Here is a 19451-nt window from a genome sequence, read left to right as displayed (position 1 = left end):
GGTCAAGTGGGAAGCTGTCCGGCGGCAGATAGGTGCAAGGGGCAGGCGGAGTCGAGGGGGAGGATCCGGGGTGGGGAGCACCAGTTCCGCGGCGCGTGAGACGGCGGCGCCCGCGGCGGACCGGCGGAGGTCGGCCGTCGTGGCGGCCCTGATGCTGTCGATGGCGCTGGCGGCGCTCGACGCGACCGTCGTGTCCACCGCCGTCCCGCAGATCGTGGGGGACCTCGGCGGGTTCTCCGTGTTCTCCTGGCTGTTCTCCGGCTATCTGCTGGCCGTGACCGTCACCCTGCCCGTCTACGGCAGGCTCTCCGACACCTTCGGCCGCAAACCCGTCCTGGTCGCGGGCTCGGTGCTGTTCCTGCTGGGGTCCCTGCTGTGCGCGCTGGCCTGGAACATGGGGGCGCTCATCGCCTTCCGCGTCGTGCAGGGCCTGGGCGGCGGCGCGCTGCAGGGCACCGTGCAGACCCTCGCCGCCGATCTGTATCCGCTGAAGGACCGTCCGAAGATCCAGTCGAAGCTGTCGACGGTGTGGGCGGTGTCCGCGGTCGCCGGCCCGGGCCTGGGCGGAGTACTGGCCGCGTACGCGGACTGGCGGTGGATCTTCCTGATCAACCTGCCGATCGGCGCGGTCGCGCTGTGGCTGATCGTGCGTCACCTGCACGAGCCCGAGCGGGAGCCGGTGCCCCGCGCACGCGTGGACTGGGCGGGCGCACTGGCGGTCTTCGCCTGCGGCGGCGTGCTGCTGACGGCTCTGGTGCAGGGCGGGGTGGCGTGGCCGTGGCTGTCGGCGCCCTCGCTCGGCCTGTTCGGCGCGGGACTCGCCCTGGCCGTGGTGGTGGTGCTGGTGGAGCGCCGGGCCGCGGACCCGATCATCCCGGGGTGGGCGTGGCGGCGCCGGACGATCGCCGCGGTCAACCTGGCCCTGGGCGCGCTCGGCCTGCTGATGGTCGCGCCGACGGTCTTCCTGCCCACGTACGCGCAGTCGGTGCTGGGCCTCGCACCCGTCGCGGCCGGGTTCGTGCTGTCCGTGTGGACGCTGAGCTGGCCGGTGTCGGCCGCGCTCAGCCAGCACGTGTACCGGCGGATCGGCTTCCGCGACACCGCGATGCTGGGCATCGGGGCGGCCGCCCTGATCCTGTTCGCGTTCCCGTTCCTGCCCTACCCCGGGCACGCCTGGCAGCCCACCGTGCTGATGCTGCTGCTCGGGGCCGCGCTGGGCCTGTTCCAGCTGCCGCTCATCGTCGGGGTGCAGTCGACGGTGGGCTGGGCCGAGCGCGGCACGACGACCGCCTCGGTGCTGTTCTGCCGTCAGACGGGCCAGACGATCGGCGCGGCGGTCTTCGGCGCGGTCGCCAACGGGGTGCTGGCCGCCCGGCTCGGCGGCTCCGGCGACCTCGACTCGGTCACCAGGGCACTGGACGCGGGCGTGGCGCCCGAGGCGACCCGGCGGGCCATCGCCGACGCGGTGCACGCCGTGTACCTGGGCGCGGCGGGGGCCGCCGCACTGGCGTTCGCGGTGCTGCTGCTCCTGGCCCCGCGGAAATTCCCGGTGCTCAAGGACTGAGCTCCCCTACGCTCGCGGCCATGGTGACCTTGGAACCGCTGACGGCGGATCACGCGGACGCGTTGCTGGCCTTCGAGCGGGAGAACCGCGCGTACTTCGCCCGTACGATCCCGGACCGCGGCGACGCCTACTTCACTTCCGAGGGCTTCGCCGCGCGGCACCGGGCGCTGCTGGCCGAGCAGCACGCGGGAGCGTCCCGCTTCCACGTCGTCCTCGAGCAGGGGGACGTGGTCGGGCGGGTGAACCTGCTGAACCTGGCGGACGGCAACGCCGAACTCGGCTACCGGGTGGGCGAACGGGCGGCGGGCCGCGGCGTGGCGACGGCGGCGGTCGCCCAGGTGTGCCGGCTGGCCGCCGCCGCATACGGGCTGCGGACCCTCACGGCGCTGACGACGTGTGACAACCTCGCGTCGCAGAGCGTCCTGGCCCGCAACGGCTTCCTGTGCGTGGGCGAGGCCGAGGTGGGCGGCCGGCCCGGACTGCGTCACGAGCGCCGGGACCTGGGCTCCACGCCGCCCCCGGCGCCCGGACGGGACGGTCACCGCGGGTGACACCCGAGGTCGCGGACGGCACCGGCTCGCCCGGAAAGCGGCCGAGGACCTGATCCTGGCGGGTGCGGGACGCAAGGACGACGGAACCGGACGGCGCGGCGGGCCGGAGGGGCCGCCGTGCCGCATCCCGTCGAGGGGGAAGGGAGCGCGGTGGCCCGCCGGATGCCGTGTCACCTTCGGCGAAGCCCGCGGCCGGCCGGAGACCCGTCGGTCACCGGGCCGGTCACTGCGCCGCCCGGCCCGCCCACGCCGTCAGGCGGGTGTGGACGCGGTCGATGTGCTCACGGACGGCGTCCCCCTGCCGCGCGTGCTCGCACAGCACCCGCTCCGTCTCCTCCTCCAGCGCCGCGGCCCGCTCACGGGCCCGCTCCACCGTCGCCGCGGCACAGGCGCGTGCCTCCTCCTCCAGCCGCCGGGCCTCCTCCTCCGCCTCCGCGAGAGCCCGCTTCGCCGCCGACAGCGCGCTCTCGGCACGCGCCACCGCCTCCGAGCCGTCCGCCTCCAGCCCCGCCGCGCAAGCGGCCTCCGCACGCTCCGTCCCGGCCCACCGCTCGGCCCGTTCCTTCTCCTGCTCGGCGAGCATCCCGGCGGTGCGCTGCCGCATCTCCCGCAGCGCGGCCCGCGCCTCGCCGCGTCGCCCGTCCGCCTCCCGCCGGGCCGCGCCCAGGATCCCGTCGGCCTCCGCACGGGCCGCGAGCAGCCGCTGCCGGGCCCGCTCGTCGGCCTCGGCGCGCACCGCATCGGCGTACGCCTGCGCCCCGCCCCGCACACCGTCCGCCGACTCCCGCGCCCCGTCGACGCGTTGGTGCGCCTCTCGCCGCGCTCCCTCGCGGACCGCGGCGGCCTCCTGCTGCCCGAGGGCGAAGAGCCGCCGCGCCCGCTCCCCGAGCGACCCGTAGGACTGCGGCACCAGTCGCGCCACGGCGTGCCGCAGCCGCGCCAGCTCCTCGTCCATCCGCCGGGCGAGCACCGTCAGCCGGGCGGCCCGCTCCCAGGACGCGTCACGGTCGGCACAGAGGGCCTCGGCGTACGCGTCGGCCTGCTCGGGACGGTAGCCGCGCCCCCGCACGGCCCGGAAGCCGTGCGGCGACACCGGTGCGCTCCTCATCCTGGGACCCCTCTCCACCACACGGACACGACGCCCGACGCGGCATATGCCTGTTCCGCGCACATCTTGGTGGATCGGCCATAACGGTGCATAACGCGACACTCCGCATCGAGGTCACGGGACCGTAGACGGTGCGACGGCCGGACGCGAACACCCCCGGCGCAGACACGAAAGAGCCGGGCCCGTCGCACCGCGCGACCGGACCCGGCTCCCTCTGCGCACCTCAGCGGTGACGGCGCCTCACAGCAACCCGTCCCACATCTGCTCCAGGAGCACCGACCACCAGCTCTCCGGCGACCCCAGCGCCGCCGGGTCCAGCGCGGCCAACTGGGCCTGGAAATCGACGGTCCAGCGGCCCGCCTGCTCCTGGTTCAGCCCGAACCTGAGCCGCCACATCCGCCCCAGCAACGCCAGGCACCGCGCGAACTCCGGCAGCCCGGTGTTCACGAACTGCGGCGGTACGGGCGCACCGCCCGGCCCGGCCTCCACCGGCACCGCCACGATGTTCGCCGTGCCGTACTGGACGCAGATCGCCTTGCCGAAGTCACTGCCCATCACCAGGTAGGAGCCGGCGTCCGCGGCCGGCTGCACACCACGCTCGGCCGCCAGCTCCGCCAGCGTCGGAACGGGCCGCCCGGGCTGGGCCTGCGCCCAGAAGAACGGGCCCATGTCCAGCGGCAGACCGGCCACCACCAGGGTGTGCGCCACGACCGGCGGCACCCCCTGCCGGGACACGGCGGCCTGCTCGAACCGGAACACCCCCGGCCCGAACGCGGCTGCCAGCTCCTGCGCGACGGCCTCCGGCGGGATGGGCGGCGCCGCCTGCACCGGCGGCAGCGGGGCACGCACCGGCGCCGGACGCGCGGGACCGTCCGCCACCTGGTGCAACTCCCCCTGGTGGGCGAGCAGTTGCCGCATGCCCTGCTGGCGGCTCGCGTGGTCCGTGCCGTAGGGCGCGATGGACGCGATCCGCGCCTGCGGCCACTGCTCGCGGATCATCCGCGCACAGTAGGCACCCGGCAGCTCGCACGACTCCAGCTCCGTGTGCAGCTCCAGCACCTGGTCCGGGGGCACGTTCATGGCCCGCAGCTCGTGGAAGATCTGCCACTCCGGGTGCGGCGTGCCCGGCGCCGAACGCCGGATCAGCTGCTGCTCGGAACCGTCCTGCGCGCGGTAGCGCAGCACGGCCTGGTAGCCCGGACCGACCGTCGGCTGCCCGGCCGGCTGCTGCGGATAGCCGTAACCCTGCGAGGGCCCGGGCACCGGCTGGCCGGACGGGGGCAGCACGCCGGGCGGCATCGCCCCGTGCGGCATCGGCGGAGCGCCGGGCGCACCCGGGGCCGCGGGCGGCGCGCCGGGGGCCTGCGGGGGCGGAGGCACGCCGGGGCCGCCCACCGGGGGTGCGGCCAGCACGGTCTCCGCGTGGTGCACGGGACCCGGACCGCCCGGGACACCCGGACCGCCCGGAGCGCCCGGAGCGGCAGGGGGGTGCGGAACGCCGGGCCGGTGCGGGGCACCCGGATGTTGGGGCGCCCCCGGCGCGCCGGGTCCTCCGTGGCCTCCCAGTCCTCCCGGCGCACCGGGAGGCCCGGGCGGCTGCGGCGCTCCCGGGCCCGTCCGGCCCGGGTCGGCCAGCATCGTGGCCGCGTGGTGGACACCGCCGGGGGGCGTACCCCCGGGGGCACCGGGCGGCTGCGGGGCGCCGGGCGCGCCCGGCGGCTGCTGCGGGGGCTGCGGCACCCCCGGGCCCTGCGCGGACCCTGCGCCCGAAGAACCACCGGGGCCGCCGGGCGCCGAACCCGCCGGTGTCCGCGGTCCCTCCGGGCCCAGCGCCGACACCATCTGCGTCGGCACGTACGCGCCACCGGGCGCACCCGGAGCGCCGGGACCCGACGGTGCGGCGGTACCGCCCGGCCGCGCACCCGGCGTACCCGGGGCGCCCGGCGGGGGCGGTGTGGACGGGCCGTTGCCCCGGCCGCGGCCCGGCGGCGGGGCCGCCTTGCCGGTCGCCGCGTCGGCGATGTCCCCGGCGTGCGGCACGAGCGGCCGCCCGGGCGGGGACCCGGCAGGACCCTGCGCGTCGGCGTACGGCGCCCCGCCCGCCGCGGGCGCAGGCGGAGGCGTGCTCCCGTGCGGCACCCCGCCCGGCGGCGTCCCCTGCGGCGCACCGGGAGCTGCGGGTCCGCCGGAGGTGGCTGCGGGTCCGCCGGAGGTGGCCGGTCCGGCGCCCGGCCCGGCCGGGTACCCGTACGCGGGACCGCCGGAAGCACCCGCACCCGGCGCGTTCGGGCCGCCGATCGCCGGCGAGACCGCCGTCGGCGGCAGCCGGCTGCCGCCCGACATCAAGGTCGTGCGGGCCTCGGGCGCCGCCGACGGGGGCGGCGCCTCCTCGTCGGTCCCGCTCAACGGCGGCGCGAACACCGTCGCGGGCAGCGGCACCGAACGGTCCTCACCCGCGTCGGCGTTGGTGTCCGTACCGGCCCAGGGCGTCGCCCCGGCCGGCGCCTCCGGCGCTCCCGCCGCCCCGGACGGGCCCATATCGGTCCGCACGTCGCCGCCCCCGGCCGCCGGCCACGCCGTACCGCTCCCGGGCGCGGCGGGTGCCCCCTGCGCGGCGGCGGGCGGGGCGTCGGCGGGCTCCGGCGGTGCGGCGGGCCCGGCGTCGGACGCCGGCGGGGACGCGGCCCCGGCGGTCGCGGCAGCGACCGCACCCGCGTCCGGCCCCGGCCCCGGCCCCGGAGCAGTCCCGGGCCCGGAAGGATTCCCGGGCCCGGAAGGATTCCCGGGCTCGGAAGCAGCGCCCGCCACCGCACCGGCGGTGGCCCCGGAGCCGGCCGACGCCCCACCGCCCCGCCGGTCCGGAATGCCCATCCGGTCCGCCGCCTCCTGCAACCACTCCGGCGGAGTCAGCAGGAACGACGTCTGGTTCAGGTCCACGCGCGCGGGCGCCGCCGGAGCCGGCTCGGGCGCCGCGTCGGCACGGCCGTACTCCTCCTCGTACCGGCGGATCACCTCGCCCACCGGCAACCCGGGCCACAGCGTCGCCTCACCGCTGTCCCGCGCGATCACCAGCCGCTGCCCGCCCCCGTCGGAGCGCGGCCCGTCCGCACGGTCCTCGGCCCACACCACGAACCCGAGGCCGAACTCCCGCACCCGCACCTCACGGTGCTGGTACGACGGCACGTCCCCGTTGATCCACTCCTCGGCGCGCTCCTGCGCCTGTGCGAAGGTCACCATCGCCGAGTCACTCCCCCACCGCCGGGGACGACACCGCGCCCACCGGCACCTCACGCGCGAACCCGCCGTCCACCATCAGGTCCGCCACCGTCTCCAACTCCGGCGGACTGCCCGCCAGCCGCGACAGGAAGTCGTCGAAATCGTCCCCGCACGGCAGCAGCAGCCGCTCCACCCGCTCCGCCGGCGGCAGCGACGGATCCACGTCCCGCGCGTCGTCGTAGGCGCAGAACCACACCGAGCCGATCCGCTCGCCCTTCACCTTCACCGCGAGCAGCCCGCCCTGGACGAACGAGACACCCAGATAGTCCTTGGTCAGATGGTCACGCAGGCACTTGTTCACGTACACCAGGTCGTTGACCGCCGCCTCGTCGCGCACCGTGAAGAACGGCTGGTCCACCAGCAGCCCCAGCTCCGCGTCCAGCGCCACTCCCACCGGCGCACAACCGCCCGCCGCCTTCAGGAACGACCGGTACGCACCCGGCAGCCGGTACCCGAGGTCCTCCTCGACACCCTGCACCTGCGACTCGGTCACCGCCACACCCGACTTCGGCAGCCCGAAGTGCGCCGGACGCGTCTCCTGCAACGGCCGCGTCCCCCGCTTGGACTGGTCCACACCCGACGTCGCCACCCCGCCGTGATGCCGCAGCAGCGCCTTCACCTCGACCGGAACCAGCTCCAGCCGCCGCGTGTCCACCACGTGGTGCCACGTCCAGCCGTGCGGCGTCGCCACCGCCGGCACCGTGTCCCACAACTCGTGACCCGACGCCGCCAGCGCCGTGTTCGCCGACACGTAGTCCGTCAGCCGCAACTCGTCCACACCGAAACCCTCCGGCGGCTCCGCGATCTCCGCGGCCGCACGCGCGTAGGGCGAGAAGTCGGGGTAACCACGCTCGTCGACCCGTACCCCTCTCGGGTGACGGGCCGCCCGGACCGGATCCGGGAAATGCACGACCTGCCCGGCGTAGGCCGCGTTCGGCGGCGCTGCGTGTCCCCCGGCCTGGCGGCCGGGAGGCGCCCCCAGCCCGAGCCGACCTGTCGTCATGGCGGTTGCCCCCTGCGGCACTCTGTACGACCCGTATTGACCACCCTTGGCGCACTACGGCCCGTATCGACTGTCACGTCTGCTGATGCGACTTCCTGCACGTCACTACGTCCCCGGCCCCCGCGGATCACCCTTCCGGTTCACTGCATCGAACCCCGAACGGATCACCGCATCGACCGCGGTGCCGACAGCCTATGCGGTACGACGGCACCGGTCACCGGCACCGGCCGCCGCCCCCCGGCGCGCCCGTGACCCCCCGTCACCCTGCCGTCACGACACACCCCGCTCCGGGCGTGTCGTCCCGCCCCAGCTTCCGCACCGGCCACGGCATTTGGCAGTCTGTGACCACCCGGGGGGATGCACGGAGGGGAATACGATCATGAACGCGACACAGACGGGACCACACACCGGCAGGCCCGCCGGCCACCGCGAAGGCGACCCGCGGGGCGGCATCCCGCACCCCGCCGACCCCCACGGCGGCGACCCCCGCATCGGCTGGAGCGCCACCGGAACGGGCCACGCCCCCGTCCTGCGCCACCGCCGCGACGGCATCCTCCCCACCGTCGCCGCCGCCCTCTCCGTCCGCGGCACCACCCTCACCGGCACCGCCGCCCGCGGCGACACACCCCCCGCCCTGCACCCCCTCGTCCAGGACTTCCTCGACACCCTCACCAGCGCCCAGCGCGACCGCTTCACCGGACGCTGCGCCGAGACCATCCTCATCTCCCGCCACATCGCCGCCGCCGACGCCGCCCGCAGCAAACGCGCCGCACGCAAACCCATGACCAACGGCGAAGCCCGCAAAGCCCTCAAGCACGCCAAACTCACCGCCCGCCGCATCCGCGAGGACGGCGACCCCCTCCACGGCAGCTTCGCCACCCCCTGCCGCGCCTGCACCGCCCTCAGCGCCCACTTCGGCGTCCGCATAGTCGACACCGCCGACCAGAACGCCTGACGCGCCCGCGGGCCCAGGCGGCCCCCGCCACCCCACCACACACCCCGGCGCACCCGGCACGCACCACCCCGTCACCTCGACGAGACAAAGGCAGATGCACACCGACCGCACCTCCACCACCCGCTTCGCCGTACCCGTCGACGCCGCCCTGCGCGCCGCCGGCTGGCAACCCGGACGCTGGGACATCAAACAAGCCGAGATCTGGGCCGACGCCCTGCGCGACCACGTCTCCCCCGCGGGCCACCGCCACGCCGTCTTCCCCGCCGCCGTCGAAGCCTGGGCCGAGTTCGGCGGACTGCACATCACCCCCACCGGCCCCGGCCGCCAGGTCGCCCCCGCCGCCCTCCACCTCGACCCGCTGCACGGCCTCCACATGGCCCGCACCCTCGGCGACCTCGGCCGGGCCCTCGACACCGAGGTCAGCCCCCTGGGCGCCGAGACCGACACCCAGGCCCTCCTCGCCATCGACACCGACGGCCGCGTCTACACCCTCGACCACACCGGCGACTGGTACCTCGGCACCGACATCGACCAGGCCCTGGCCACCCTCATCGCCGGCACCGCACCCGCCCGCCTCACCACCCACTGACCCGGAACAGCCACACCCCCCGGCCCCGACCACCCCGGCACCGACGCCCCCGGACCGGGGACGCACCGGGCACCGACCACCCCGGCCGGCCAGGAGCCGTGCGGCGCCGAGCCCGTCCAGCGGCGCCTCGCCCACCAGGGGCCGCACCTGACGGACGCGCTCCCACGACTGACGGACGCGCCCCTACGAGGCCGGAATCACCGCCGACACCCGGAAACCCCCCGCGTCCGTCGGCCCCGACACGAACACCCCGCCCAGCGCCGACACCCGCTCCTTCATCCCCACCAGCCCGTTCCCCCCGGACGGCAGCCGCGCCGACGACGCCGCCGCCTCGGGCGGCTCGTTCTCCACCTGCATCGCGATCTCCGACACCCGATGCGCCAGCCGCACGTACGTCTTCGCCCCCGCCGCGTGCTTGTGGACGTTCGTCAACGCCTCCTGCACCACCCGGTACGCCGTCTGCTCCACCACCGGCGCGTACGACCGCGCGTCCCCCTCCACCGACAGATCGACCACCATCCCCGCCGCGGCCGACTGCCCCACCAGCTCCTCGATCTCCGCCAGGCACGGCCCGTCGTCGTCCGCCGCCCGCGACGCCGCCGCAGCCGCCGCGGCCCCCACCGCCGCCAACGGCACCGACGCCGCCCGCTCACGCCGCTCGTCCCCACCGCTGCGCAGCACCCCGAGCATCTCCCGCAACTCGGTCAGCGCCTGCCGGCCCATGTCCCCCACCAGCGCGGCGTTCCGCACCGCCTTCTCCGGGTCCTTACGGGCCACCGCCTGCAGCGCCGCCGCATGCACCACCATCAGACTCACCCGGTGCGCGACCACGTCGTGCATCTCCCGCGCGATCCGCGTCCGCTCCTCGTTCCGGGCCCACTCGGCCCGCTCCTCCGCCCGCTCCGCCAGCAGCTGAAGCTCCCGCTCCAGACTGTCCGCACGCTCCCGCAAGCTCTCCATCAGCCGGCGCCGCGCCCCCACGTACAGACCCAGCAGCACCGGGGGCGCCGTGAAGCCCAGCGACATCGTGACCGCCGCGAACGGCACGAACCAGTCACCGATCTGCAGATCCCCGCGCGCCATGTCCTGCCGCGTCTTCACGAACGTCACGATGAGCGTCCCCACCAGGGACATCCCCGCCAGCGAGGCGATGATCCGCCGGGGCAGCTCGGCCGCGGCCAGCGTGTACAGGCCGACGACGCCCATCATCAGGCCCATCTCGGCGGGCGTGATCGCGATGGCCACCAGCACGACCGCGATCGGCCACCGCCGGCGCACCACCAGGACGGAACCGGCCAGCACACCGAAGACGACCCCCGCCGCCACCGGAATCCCGGCGTCCCTCGCGAACGGGATCCCCTCCAGCGCGCACTCCAGCGCGGACACCACGGCCAGACTCACGTCGAACACGGCACTGCGCCGCCTGGCCCACCACAACGGCCCTCCCCGGGCCGTCACATGGTCTTCCCCCGTCGCGGTCATGCCCCCAGCCTACGGGCGCCCCCCGCCGGTTTTCCGCTGAGTTTCCCGTACTGGGCCACACCACACCGGGTGACCGTTCAGCCGCGAAACCACCCGATATCCCTCGAACTGCTGAATCGCTCACCGTTCGACCCCGGAACCTTCCATTCCGCCCGGACGGTATGCGTATGGCACATGCAGCGGACAAGTACGACGACTTCGAGACCCTGCGCGAGAAAGCGGTGGCGCTGCGCCGCGAAGGGCTGAGCAGGCGGCAGATCCGCGACCGACTGCACGTCGACAACAACGACATCCTCAATCGGCTGCTGGAGGGCGAACCCCCGCCCGCCTGGACCAAACGCCCGAACGCCAAGGACGACCTCCGGGCACGGGCCAGGGAGCTGCGCCTGCAGGGCTGGACGTACGACCGGATCCAGGTCGAGTTGGGTTGCTCGAAGAGTTCGATCTCCTTGTGGGTGCGGGACCTGCCGAAGCCGGAACGCAAGCGGACCCCCGAGGAAGCGTCCGCCATCGCACGGCGAGGCTGGGAGGCCACCATGCGCCGGCGGGACGAGGAACGGCAGCACACGAAGACGGCGGCCCGGCAGGCCGTGGGTGCGCTGTCGCCGCGCGAGCTGTTCCTGCTGGGCGTCGGCCTCTACTGGGCCGAGGGCGCCAAGGACAAGCCGTACGACCGCCGTGAGAACGTCTGCTTCGTCAACAGCGACCCCGGCATGATCGAGGTGTTCCTCGCCTGGCTCGACCTGCTCGGGGTGGAGCGGGACCGGCTGCGGTTCGCGGTGATGATTCACGAATCGGCCGACGTCAAAGGCGCGGAACGGTACTGGGCCGAAGTTGTCGGCGCCCCGGAAACCGCATTCCACAAGACGACCCTGAAGAGGCACAACCCGAAGACCCGCCGCAAGAACACGGGCGATTCCTATCGGGGCTGCCTGGCCCTCAAAGTCCTGAAGGGTGCCGATCTGTACCGTCGCATCGAGGGCTCCTGGTACGGCATAGTGGAGTCCGCACGCAGCCGACCCATGAGATCGGACGTAGCGCGCATTCCATCCCGGATCGTCTAAGGGCAGGACAAACGGTTTTGGTCCGTTGAATGAGGGTTCGAATCCTTCTCCGGGAGCCCACGACAGACACGAGTGCGTTCGGGTCCTGACCGATGTCACGCCGGTCAGGGCCCGCCCTCATGTCGGCGAGAAAACCCCCCGGTATCCTGCGGATGACACCCCACCCCATCCACAGCCGAAGGGCATCCCGTGAGCGCCAACCGCCCGGCAGCCGTCGTCGTTCTCGCAGCGGGTGAGGGCACCCGTATGAAGTCGGCCACACCCAAGGTCCTGCACGAGCTCTGCGGTCGCAGTCTCGTCGGGCACGTCCTCGCCGCCGCGGGCGAGCTGGACCCCGAGCACCTGGTCGTCGTGGTCGGGCACGCGCGGGAGAAGGTCACCGCGCACCTGGGCGAGATCGCGCCCGGCGTCCGCACCGCCGTACAGGCCGAGCAGAACGGCACGGGGCACGCCGTGCGGATGGGCCTGGAGGAGCTGGGCGGCTCGGTCGACGGGACGGTCGTGGTCGTGTGCGGGGACACCCCCCTGCTGACCGGCGCGACGCTGCGGGCGCTCGCCGGGACGCACTCCGCGGACGGCAACGCCGTGACCGTGCTGACGGCGGAGGTGCCGGACGCGACGGGTTACGGCCGGATCGTGCGGGACGAGGCCACGGGTGCCGTCACCGCGATCGTCGAGCACAAGGACGCCACCGAGGCCCAGCGGTCGATCCGGGAGATCAACTCGGGAGTGTTCGCGTTCGACGGCCAGTTGCTGGCCGACGCGCTGAAGAAGGTGCGCACGGACAACAGCCAAGGCGAGGAGTACCTGACGGACGTCCTGGGGATCCTGCGGGAGGCCGGGCACCGGGTCGGTGCGTCGGTGGCCGGTGACCACCGTGAGATCGCCGGCATCAACAACCGCGTGCAGTTGTCGGAGGCCCGCCGGATCCTGAACGACCGGCTGCTGACCGAGGCGATGCTCGCGGGGGTGACCGTCGTCGATCCGGCGACGACCTTCGTCGACGTCACCGTGACGTTCGAGCAGGACGCCGTCGTCCACCCCGGCACGCAGCTGCACGGCTCGACGCATCTCGGCGAGGGCGCGGAGGTCGGGCCCCACACACGGCTGACCGACACCCGGGTGGGTGCCGGCGCGCGCGTGGACAACACGGTGGCCGAGGGCGCCGAGGTGGGTGCGGGCGCTTCGGTGGGGCCGTACGCGTACCTGCGCCCGGGGACGCGGCTGGGGGCGAAGGGCAAGATCGGGACGTACGTGGAGACGAAGAACGCCTCGATCGGCGAGGGGACGAAGGTGCCCCACCTGTCGTACGTCGGTGACGCGACGATCGGCGAGTACACGAACATCGGTGCCGCGAGCGTGTTCGTGAACTACGACGGCCAGGAGAAGCACCACACGACCATCGGCTCGCATTGCCGTACGGGCTCGGACAACATGTTTGTGGCGCCTGTCACGGTGGGGGACGGTGCGTACACCGCTGCGGGGTCCGTGATCACGAAGGACGTGCCGGCGGGTTCCCTGGCCGTGGCCCGTGGTCAGCAGCGGAATATCGAGGGTTGGGTGGCTCGCAAGCGTCCGGGGAGCGCGGCCGCGAAGGCGGCGGAGGCGGCTTCCCGGGGGTCGGCCGAGGAGGGCTGACCGGAAACCGATGCCTCAAACACGGCGTACGGTGATAAGTGCACACCCGCACCCCCACCAGCTGAGACGGCCTCCGGCAAGCCGGCTGCGAGGTCTCTCGACACCCAGCTGCGACACCTCTGAGGAGACAGTGCTGTGACCGGGATCAAGACGACCGGCGAGAAGAAGTTGATGTTCTTCTCCGGCCGCGCCCACCCCGAGCTTGCCGAGGAGGTCGCCCAGCAGTTGGGTGTCGGGGTCGTCCCGACGAAGGCCTTCGACTTCGCGAACGGTGAGATCTATGTGCGTTATCAGGAGTCGGCGCGTGGTGCCGACTGCTTCCTGATCCAGAGCCACACGGCTCCGATCAACAAGTGGATCATGGAGCAGCTGATCATGATCGACGCGCTGAAGCGTGCGTCGGCCCGCTCCATCACGGTCATCGTGCCGTTCTACGGTTACGCGCGGCAGGACAAGAAGCACCGCGGGCGTGAACCGATCTCGGCGCGTCTGATCGCGGACATGATGAAGACCGCGGGTGCGGACCGGATCCTGACCGTGGATCTGCACACGGACCAGATCCAGGGCTTCTTCGACGGTCCGGTGGACCATCTGTTCGCGCTGCCGCTGCTGGCGGACTACGTGGGCCGGAAGGTGGACCGGGAGAAGCTGACGGTGGTGTCTCCGGACGCGGGCCGTGTGCGGGTGGCCGACCGCTGGTGCGACCGGCTGGGCGCGCCGCTGGCGATCGTGCACAAGCGCCGGGACAAGGACGTCGCGAACCAGGTCACCGTCCACGAGGTCGTGGGTGAGGTGAAGGGTCGCGTGTGCGTCCTGGTGGACGACATGATCGACACGGGTGGGACGATCTGTGCCGCGGCGGACGCGCTGTTCGCGCACGGTGCGGAGGACGTGATCGTGACGGCGACGCACGGTGTGCTGTCGGGTCCGGCCGCGGACCGGCTGAAGAACTCGCGGGTGAGCGAGTTCGTGTTCACGAACACGCTGCCGACGCCGGGCGAGCTGAGCGGTGACATGGACAAGATCTCGGTGCTGTCGATCGCGCCGACGATCGCCAGGGCCGTGCGTGAGGTGTTCGAGGACGGTTCGGTGACGAGCCTGTTCGACGAGCAGTAGAGATCGCCGACGGGATCGCTGTAGAGATCGTTTTGGGTGCGGCCTCCCCTGCCGAGTAGACTGCTGCAGTTGCTCGGCGAGGGAGGCCGTTCCCGTTCGTTGCGGGATGCGGCGGTCCGTTATCGACGCGCTCTTCGTAGCAGGCCGTTCGTGGCCGGGTGACCACGTCCGTTTCTGACTATGAGGAGTGATCATGTCCGAGGTGAAGATCGCCGCCGAGACGCGCACCGAGTTCGGCAAGGGTGCCGCCCGCCGTATCCGTCGTGAGGACAAGGTTCCCGGCGTGCTGTACGGGCACGGTTCGGACCCGATCCACCTGACCCTGCCGGGTCACGCGCTGCTGCTGGCGCTGCGTACGCCGAACGTGCTGATCGCGCTGGACATCGACGGCAAGTCGAACGAGCTGGCGATCCCGAAGTCCGTGCAGCGCGACCCGCTGAAGGGCTTCCTGGAGCACGTGGACCTGCAGCTGGTCCAGCGTGGCGAGAAGGTCACGGTGGAGATCCCGGTGCAGACCGAGGGTGAGCTGGCTCCGGGCGGCAACCTGCTGGAGCACGTCCTGAACGCGCTTCCGGTCGAGGCCGAGGCCACGCACATCCCCGAGTCGGTGACCGTGTCCGTGGAGGGCCTGGAGGCCGGTGCCTCGATCCTCGCCAAGGACATCGAGCTGCCCAAGGGCACGACGCTGGCCGTCGAGGAGGACGCCGTCGTCCTGCAGGTCCTGGCCGCGCAGGCCGAGGAGGCCCCGGAGGGCGAGGAGTCCGCCGAGGACGAGGCCGCCCAGGCCTGATCCTCTGCGTCGTCGTTTCGTCGGCCGCTGTTCCCGTGCGGGGCAGCGGCCGACGCGTATGAAGGAGACATGGACGTGACGACCGATGCGGCCGCGCCGTGGCTGATCGTGGGGTTGGGCAACCCGGGGCCGGAGTACGCGGGGAACCGGCACAACGTGGGCTTCATGGTGGCCGATCTGCTGGCCGAGCGGATCGGGGGGAGGTTCAAGCGGGCCGGGAAGGCGCAGGCGCAGGTGGTCGAGGGGCGGATCGGGCCGCCGGGGCCGGCGGGCCGGCGGGTGGTGCTGGCGAAGCCGATGTCGTACATGAACCTGTCGGGCGGGCCGGTGAACGCGCTGCGGGACTTCTACAAGGTGCCGGTTGCGCATGTGGTGGCGGTCCACGACGAGCTGGACATCGACTACGGGGTGCTGCGGCTGAAGCTGGGCGGCGGGGACAACGGGCACAACGGGCTGAAGTCGATGACGAAGGCGTTCGGTGCGGACTATCACCGGGTGCGGTTCGGGATCGGGCGGCCGCCGGGGCGGATGCAGGTGGCGGATTTCGTGCTCAGGGACTTCTCGTCGGCGGAGCGCAAGGAGCTGGACTACTTCGTGGACCGGGCGGCGGACGCGGTGGAGTGTCTGGTGATCGACGGTCTGGAGCGGGCGCAGAGTACGTACAACTCCTGACTTGTCACCCGGCGAGGTTGACGGGCTGTTCAGGCATGGCCAATGATCCCGGCCATGCCTGCCCATGCCACGCCCTCCCGTCCGGTGTCGGCCGTCGCGCTGCGGTTCGGGCGGTTCGCCGTGATGGGCGCGGTGGCGGTGCTGATCCTGGTGGCGGGGGTGTGGGCGTCGTGGGGGACGGCGCACCACGTGATGCTGACGAAGGGCCGGGAGCAGGGGACGGTCGAGGTCACGCGGTGCGGCCAGGACACGTGCTCGGGCCGGTACACGCCGCTCTCGGCGGGGTCGCAGCCGCGGTCGCGGGTGGTGCTGGAGAAGTCGGTCGCGGTGGAGCAGGGCCGGACGTACGCGGTGGTGCTGAAGCCGGGTGGTGAGGACGCGGTGCGTTCGGGTCCGGCCGGGGTGCTGTACGCGTGGATCCCGCTGGGCGGCGCGTTGCTGCTGGCGTCGGTGGTGGTGGCGGGGGGTCTGCTGCGGTCGCGGGCGGCGTGGGTGCTGGCGGTGTCGGGGGTGGCGTTGCTGACGGCGGCTTTCGTGTCGGTGTGAGGTGCTGCCCGCCGCCGGTGTGAGGTCGTGGCGCACCGGGTGCGGGCGTGCCCCCGGGCCCTTGCGGGTCCGGGGGCACGGTCGTGTGCGGGTGCGGGTCAGCCGGTGTTGCGCAGGCCCGCTGCCACGCCGTTGACGGTGAGGAGCAGGGCGCGGGCGAGCAGCGGGTCGGGCTGTTCGCCGGCGGCGACCGCGTCGCGCTGCCGCTTGAGCAGGGCGACCTGGAGGTAGGAGATGGGGTCCAGGTAGGCGTCGCGGATGGTGAAGGTCTGCTTCAGCACGGGCGCGGCGTCGAGCAGTTCGTTCTCGCCGGTGACGCGGAGGACCTCGGCGACGGTCAGTTCGTGTTCGGCCTTGATGGTGTCGAAGACGTGCTTGAGCTCGTCGGGGACGAGGGTGTCGACGTAGTGCTGGGCGATGCGCAGGTCGGTCTTGGCCAGGGTCATCTCGACGTTGGAGATGAAGTTGCGGAAGAAGTGCCACTGCTGGTGCATCTCGTCCAGGACGGTGTCGAGGCCGGCTTCGCGCAGGGCCTTGAGTCCGGAGCCGACGCCGAACCAGCCGGGGACGATCTGCCGGGACTGGGTCCAGCCGAACACCCAGGGGATGGCGCGCAGGCCGTCGAGCGAGACGCCGGAGCCGGGGCGGCGGGAGGGCCGGGAGCCCAGGTGCAGGTCGGCGAGCTGGTCCACCGGTGTCGAGGCGAGGAAGTACGTCGGCAGGTCGGGGTCCTCGACGAGGCGGCGGTAGGCGGCGTGGGCGGCGTCGGAGACGACGTCCATCGCGGCGTCCCAGCGGGCGAGGGCCTCGGTGGACTGGCGGGGCGCGGTGTGCAGGGCGGAGGCCTGGAGGGTGGCCGCGACCGTCAGTTCCAGGTTCTCCCGGGCCAGGGAGGGGATGAGGTACTTGTCGGAGATGACCTCGCCCTGTTCGGTGACCTTGATCTCGCCTTCGAGGGTGCCCCAGGGCTGGGCGAGGATGGCGTCGTGGGTGGGACCGCCGCCGCGGCCGACGGTGCCGCCGCGGCCGTGGAAGAGGCGCAGGCGGACGCCGTAGCGGTGGGCGACGTCGCGCAGGCGGCGCTGGGCGCGGTGGATCTCCCACTGGCTGGTGGTGATGCCGCCGAACTTGGAGGAGTCGGAGTAGCCGAGCATGACCTCCTGGACGTCGCCCCTGAGCGCGACGAGGCGCCGGTAGGACGGGTCGGAGAGCATGTCCTCGAGGATGGTGTCGGCGGCCTTCAGCTCGTCGGTGGTCTCCAGCAGCGGGACGATGCCGATCTTGGCCCAGCCTGCGTGGAGGTCGATGAGGCCGGCCTCGCGGGCGAGGACGGCGGCGGCGAAGACGTCGTCGGCGCCCTGGCACATGGAGATGATGTAGGACTCGATGACCTCGGGTCCGAAGACCTCCAGGGCCTTGCGCACGGTCCGGAAGACGCCGAGGGTCTTCTCGCCTGCCGCGTCGACGGGTGCCGGGGTGGGGGCGAGGGGCCGGCGGGAGCGCAGTTCCTTGGCGAGGAGCTTGGCGCGGTAGTCGCGGGGCATGTCGGCGTAGCGCCAGGATTCCTCGCCGAGCCGGTCGAAGAGCTGGCCGAGGGCGTGGTGGTGGGCGTCGGCGTGTTCGCGGACGTCCATGGTGGCGAGCTGGAGGCCGAAGGCGGCGAGGGTGCGGATGGTGCGGGCGAGGCGGCCGTCGGCGAAGAGACCGCCGCGGTGTGCGCGCAGGGAGTCCTGGATGATCCGCAGGTCGGCGAGGAGTTCGCCGGTGCCGAGGTAGTCGCGTCCGGCGACGTGGGGGGTGCCCTCGGCGAGGCGCTTCTTGGTGTTCTCCAGCTTCTGCCGGATGCAGGTGGCCTTGAGCCGGTAGGGCTCCTCGGCGTTGAGGCGCTTGTAGCGGGGGCTGATCTCGGGAAGGTTGTCGAGGTCGGCCTGGAGGGAGGTGAGCAGGTCCTCGGTGGCGCCGGCGTAGCGGATGGAGTTGGACAGGAAGCCGCGGAGCTCGTCGATGGTGTCCAGGGCGTCGTTGATGCCGTGCTCGTGCTGGAGGATGAGGACGTCCCAGGTCACCTGGGGGGTGACGTTGGGGTTGCCGTCGCGGTCGCCGCCGATCCAGGTGCCGAAGGTGAGGGGGCGGGTGTCGTCGGGGAGCTTGACGCCGGCGCGCTCCAGTTCGGCGGTGAGGTCCTCCAGGACGTCGCCGACGGCGCCGGCGTGCAGCTCGTCGAGGTAGTAGATGGCGTTGCGGGCCTCGTCGGCGGGCTCGGGGCGCACGACGCGCAGTTCGTCGGTCTGCCAGACGAGGTCGATGTTCTCGGCCAGCCGGGTGTCGAGGCGGCGGCGGTCGGACTCGATGACCGGGGTCTCCAGGAGCGCGGCGATGCGCCGGAGCTTGTTGAGGACGGACCGGCGTGCGGCCTCGGTGGGGTGGGCGGTGAAGACGGGCCGGACGTTGAGGTTGCGGACCGTCTCGCGCAGGTGCTCGGGGTCGGCGTCCTTGAGGCGGTCGGCGGTGCGGGCGAGGAGTCCGCCCTCGGCGGCGCGGCGGGCGCGCAGTTCACGGCCGCGGTGGACCTGCTCGGTGACGTTGGCCAGGTGGAAGTAGGTGGAGAAGGCGCGGACCAGCTTGGCCGCGGTGTCGAGTTCGGTGCCGCGCAGCAGCTCGGCGGCGGCCTCGCCGTCCTCGCGGGTCAGTCGGCGGACCTTCTCGACGAGGTCCAGCAGCTCGGGGCCCTCCTGCCGGACGAGGGTCTCCCCGAGGAGGTCGCCCAGGCGGCGGATGTCGGCACGCAGCTCACTGCTCGTCGTGGTCTGGTCGTCGGCACTGCTCACAGGTGCGGCTCCTTGCAGTGTTGAAGCTCGTCTGGGAGGGGAACCCGGACGGCGTCTCGCGCGGCGGGCGCCGCTTGCGGGGCGGGACGTCCGGGAAGAAATCAGAGCGGACCGCGCTGTCCGACCGACTCAAGGATAGGTGTCGGCCGGGACGCGCAGGCCGTCGGGCTCTTGCCGCGGAGCGACGCACTGCCATACTTACGATGCCGTAGGTTACGGAACCGTAGGGAGCACCGCACGGATTGCCGTGGCCCGGCCACACCTTCTCC

15 protein-coding genes and 1 tRNA gene are annotated in these 19451 nt (G+C 73.1%); 11 read left to right on the top strand and 5 right to left on the bottom strand.

Going from position 1 to position 19451, the window contains the following annotated elements:
* Positions 1 to 70: 70 nt before the first annotated feature.
* Positions 71 to 1564 (top strand): MFS transporter, encoded by a 1494-nt coding sequence (locus Q5694_RS24620; protein WP_333935484.1) that lies wholly within the window; start codon positions 71 to 73, stop codon positions 1562 to 1564.
* Between the two features lie 20 nt (positions 1565 to 1584).
* A complete protein-coding gene (locus Q5694_RS24615; protein ID WP_333935483.1) occupies positions 1585 to 2115 on the top strand; it encodes a GNAT family N-acetyltransferase in 531 nt (176 codons plus the stop codon).
* A gap of 223 nt (positions 2116 to 2338) precedes the next feature.
* Here the strand turns inward: Q5694_RS24615 and Q5694_RS24610 are convergent, their stop codons facing one another.
* The 3 genes from Q5694_RS24610 to Q5694_RS24600 form a co-directional block, all read right to left on the bottom strand.
* On the bottom strand, positions 2339 to 3223 hold the full coding sequence (locus Q5694_RS24610; RefSeq protein WP_333935482.1) for a cellulose-binding protein: 885 nt from the start codon (positions 3221 to 3223) through the stop codon (positions 2339 to 2341).
* A gap of 240 nt (positions 3224 to 3463) precedes the next feature.
* The gene (locus Q5694_RS24605) at positions 3464 to 6460 is read right to left on the bottom strand and encodes an SUKH-4 family immunity protein (RefSeq protein ID WP_333935481.1); all 2997 of its coding nucleotides are present in this window, start codon (positions 6458 to 6460) and stop codon (positions 3464 to 3466) included.
* A 7-nt stretch (positions 6461 to 6467) separates the two neighbouring features.
* Entirely contained in the window at positions 6468 to 7502 is a 1035-nt protein-coding gene (locus tag Q5694_RS24600; RefSeq protein ID WP_333935480.1) for an SMI1/KNR4 family protein, read from the bottom strand.
* 379 nt (positions 7503 to 7881) lie between these two features.
* Here Q5694_RS24600 and Q5694_RS24595 point away from each other — a divergent pair, with 379 nt between their 5' ends.
* Together Q5694_RS24595 and Q5694_RS24590 are read left to right on the top strand one after the other, a co-directional pair.
* On the top strand, positions 7882 to 8457 hold the full coding sequence (locus Q5694_RS24595; RefSeq protein WP_333935479.1) for a YwqJ-related putative deaminase: 576 nt from the start codon (positions 7882 to 7884) through the stop codon (positions 8455 to 8457).
* A gap of 94 nt (positions 8458 to 8551) precedes the next feature.
* Positions 8552 to 9046 (top strand): SUKH-3 domain-containing protein, encoded by a 495-nt coding sequence (locus Q5694_RS24590; protein WP_333935477.1) that lies wholly within the window; start codon positions 8552 to 8554, stop codon positions 9044 to 9046.
* 183 nt (positions 9047 to 9229) lie between these two features.
* On the opposite strand, the gene Q5694_RS24585 is transcribed toward Q5694_RS24590, so the two are convergent.
* Positions 9230 to 10528: a sensor histidine kinase gene (locus tag Q5694_RS24585; protein ID WP_333935476.1), complete on the bottom strand. Its 1299-nt coding sequence runs from the start codon at positions 10526 to 10528 to the stop codon at positions 9230 to 9232.
* A 167-nt stretch (positions 10529 to 10695) separates the two neighbouring features.
* On the opposite strand from Q5694_RS24585, the gene Q5694_RS24580 reads away from it, so the two are divergent.
* From Q5694_RS24580 to Q5694_RS24550, 7 genes are all read left to right on the top strand, one after another.
* Entirely contained in the window at positions 10696 to 11592 is an 897-nt protein-coding gene (locus Q5694_RS24580; RefSeq protein ID WP_333935475.1) for a hypothetical protein, read from the top strand.
* Positions 11578 to 11648, top strand: a tRNA-Gln gene (locus tag Q5694_RS24575). The genes Q5694_RS24580 and Q5694_RS24575 overlap by 15 nt, the downstream gene beginning before the upstream one ends.
* 133 nt (positions 11649 to 11781) lie before the next feature.
* Complete coding sequence (gene glmU / locus Q5694_RS24570; protein WP_333935473.1) at positions 11782 to 13230, top strand: bifunctional UDP-N-acetylglucosamine diphosphorylase/glucosamine-1-phosphate N-acetyltransferase GlmU; 1449 nt, start codon at positions 11782 to 11784, stop codon at positions 13228 to 13230.
* 135 nt (positions 13231 to 13365) lie between these two features.
* Entirely contained in the window at positions 13366 to 14346 is a 981-nt protein-coding gene (locus Q5694_RS24565) for a ribose-phosphate diphosphokinase (RefSeq protein WP_333935471.1), read from the top strand.
* A gap of 193 nt (positions 14347 to 14539) precedes the next feature.
* Positions 14540 to 15136, top strand: a complete 597-nt coding sequence (locus Q5694_RS24560) for a 50S ribosomal protein L25/general stress protein Ctc (RefSeq protein WP_333935469.1) — start codon at positions 14540 to 14542, stop codon at positions 15134 to 15136.
* 69 nt (positions 15137 to 15205) lie between these two features.
* Entirely contained in the window at positions 15206 to 15808 is a 603-nt protein-coding gene (gene pth, locus Q5694_RS24555; protein ID WP_333935468.1) for an aminoacyl-tRNA hydrolase, read from the top strand.
* A 54-nt stretch (positions 15809 to 15862) separates the two neighbouring features.
* Positions 15863 to 16354, top strand: a complete 492-nt coding sequence (locus tag Q5694_RS24550) for a hypothetical protein (protein WP_443040932.1) — start codon at positions 15863 to 15865, stop codon at positions 16352 to 16354.
* A gap of 98 nt (positions 16355 to 16452) precedes the next feature.
* Here Q5694_RS24550 and ppc read toward each other — a convergent pair whose 3' ends face one another.
* The gene (ppc, locus tag Q5694_RS24545) at positions 16453 to 19182 is read right to left on the bottom strand and encodes a phosphoenolpyruvate carboxylase (protein ID WP_333935466.1); all 2730 of its coding nucleotides are present in this window, start codon (positions 19180 to 19182) and stop codon (positions 16453 to 16455) included.
* Between the last annotated feature and the right edge of the window lie 269 nt (positions 19183 to 19451).

Source organism: Streptomyces sp. AHA2, from assembly GCF_036857595.1.
Classification (GTDB): Bacteria; Actinomycetota; Actinomycetes; order Streptomycetales; family Streptomycetaceae; genus Streptomyces.
This window is presented reverse-complemented; position numbering and strand designations above follow the sequence as displayed.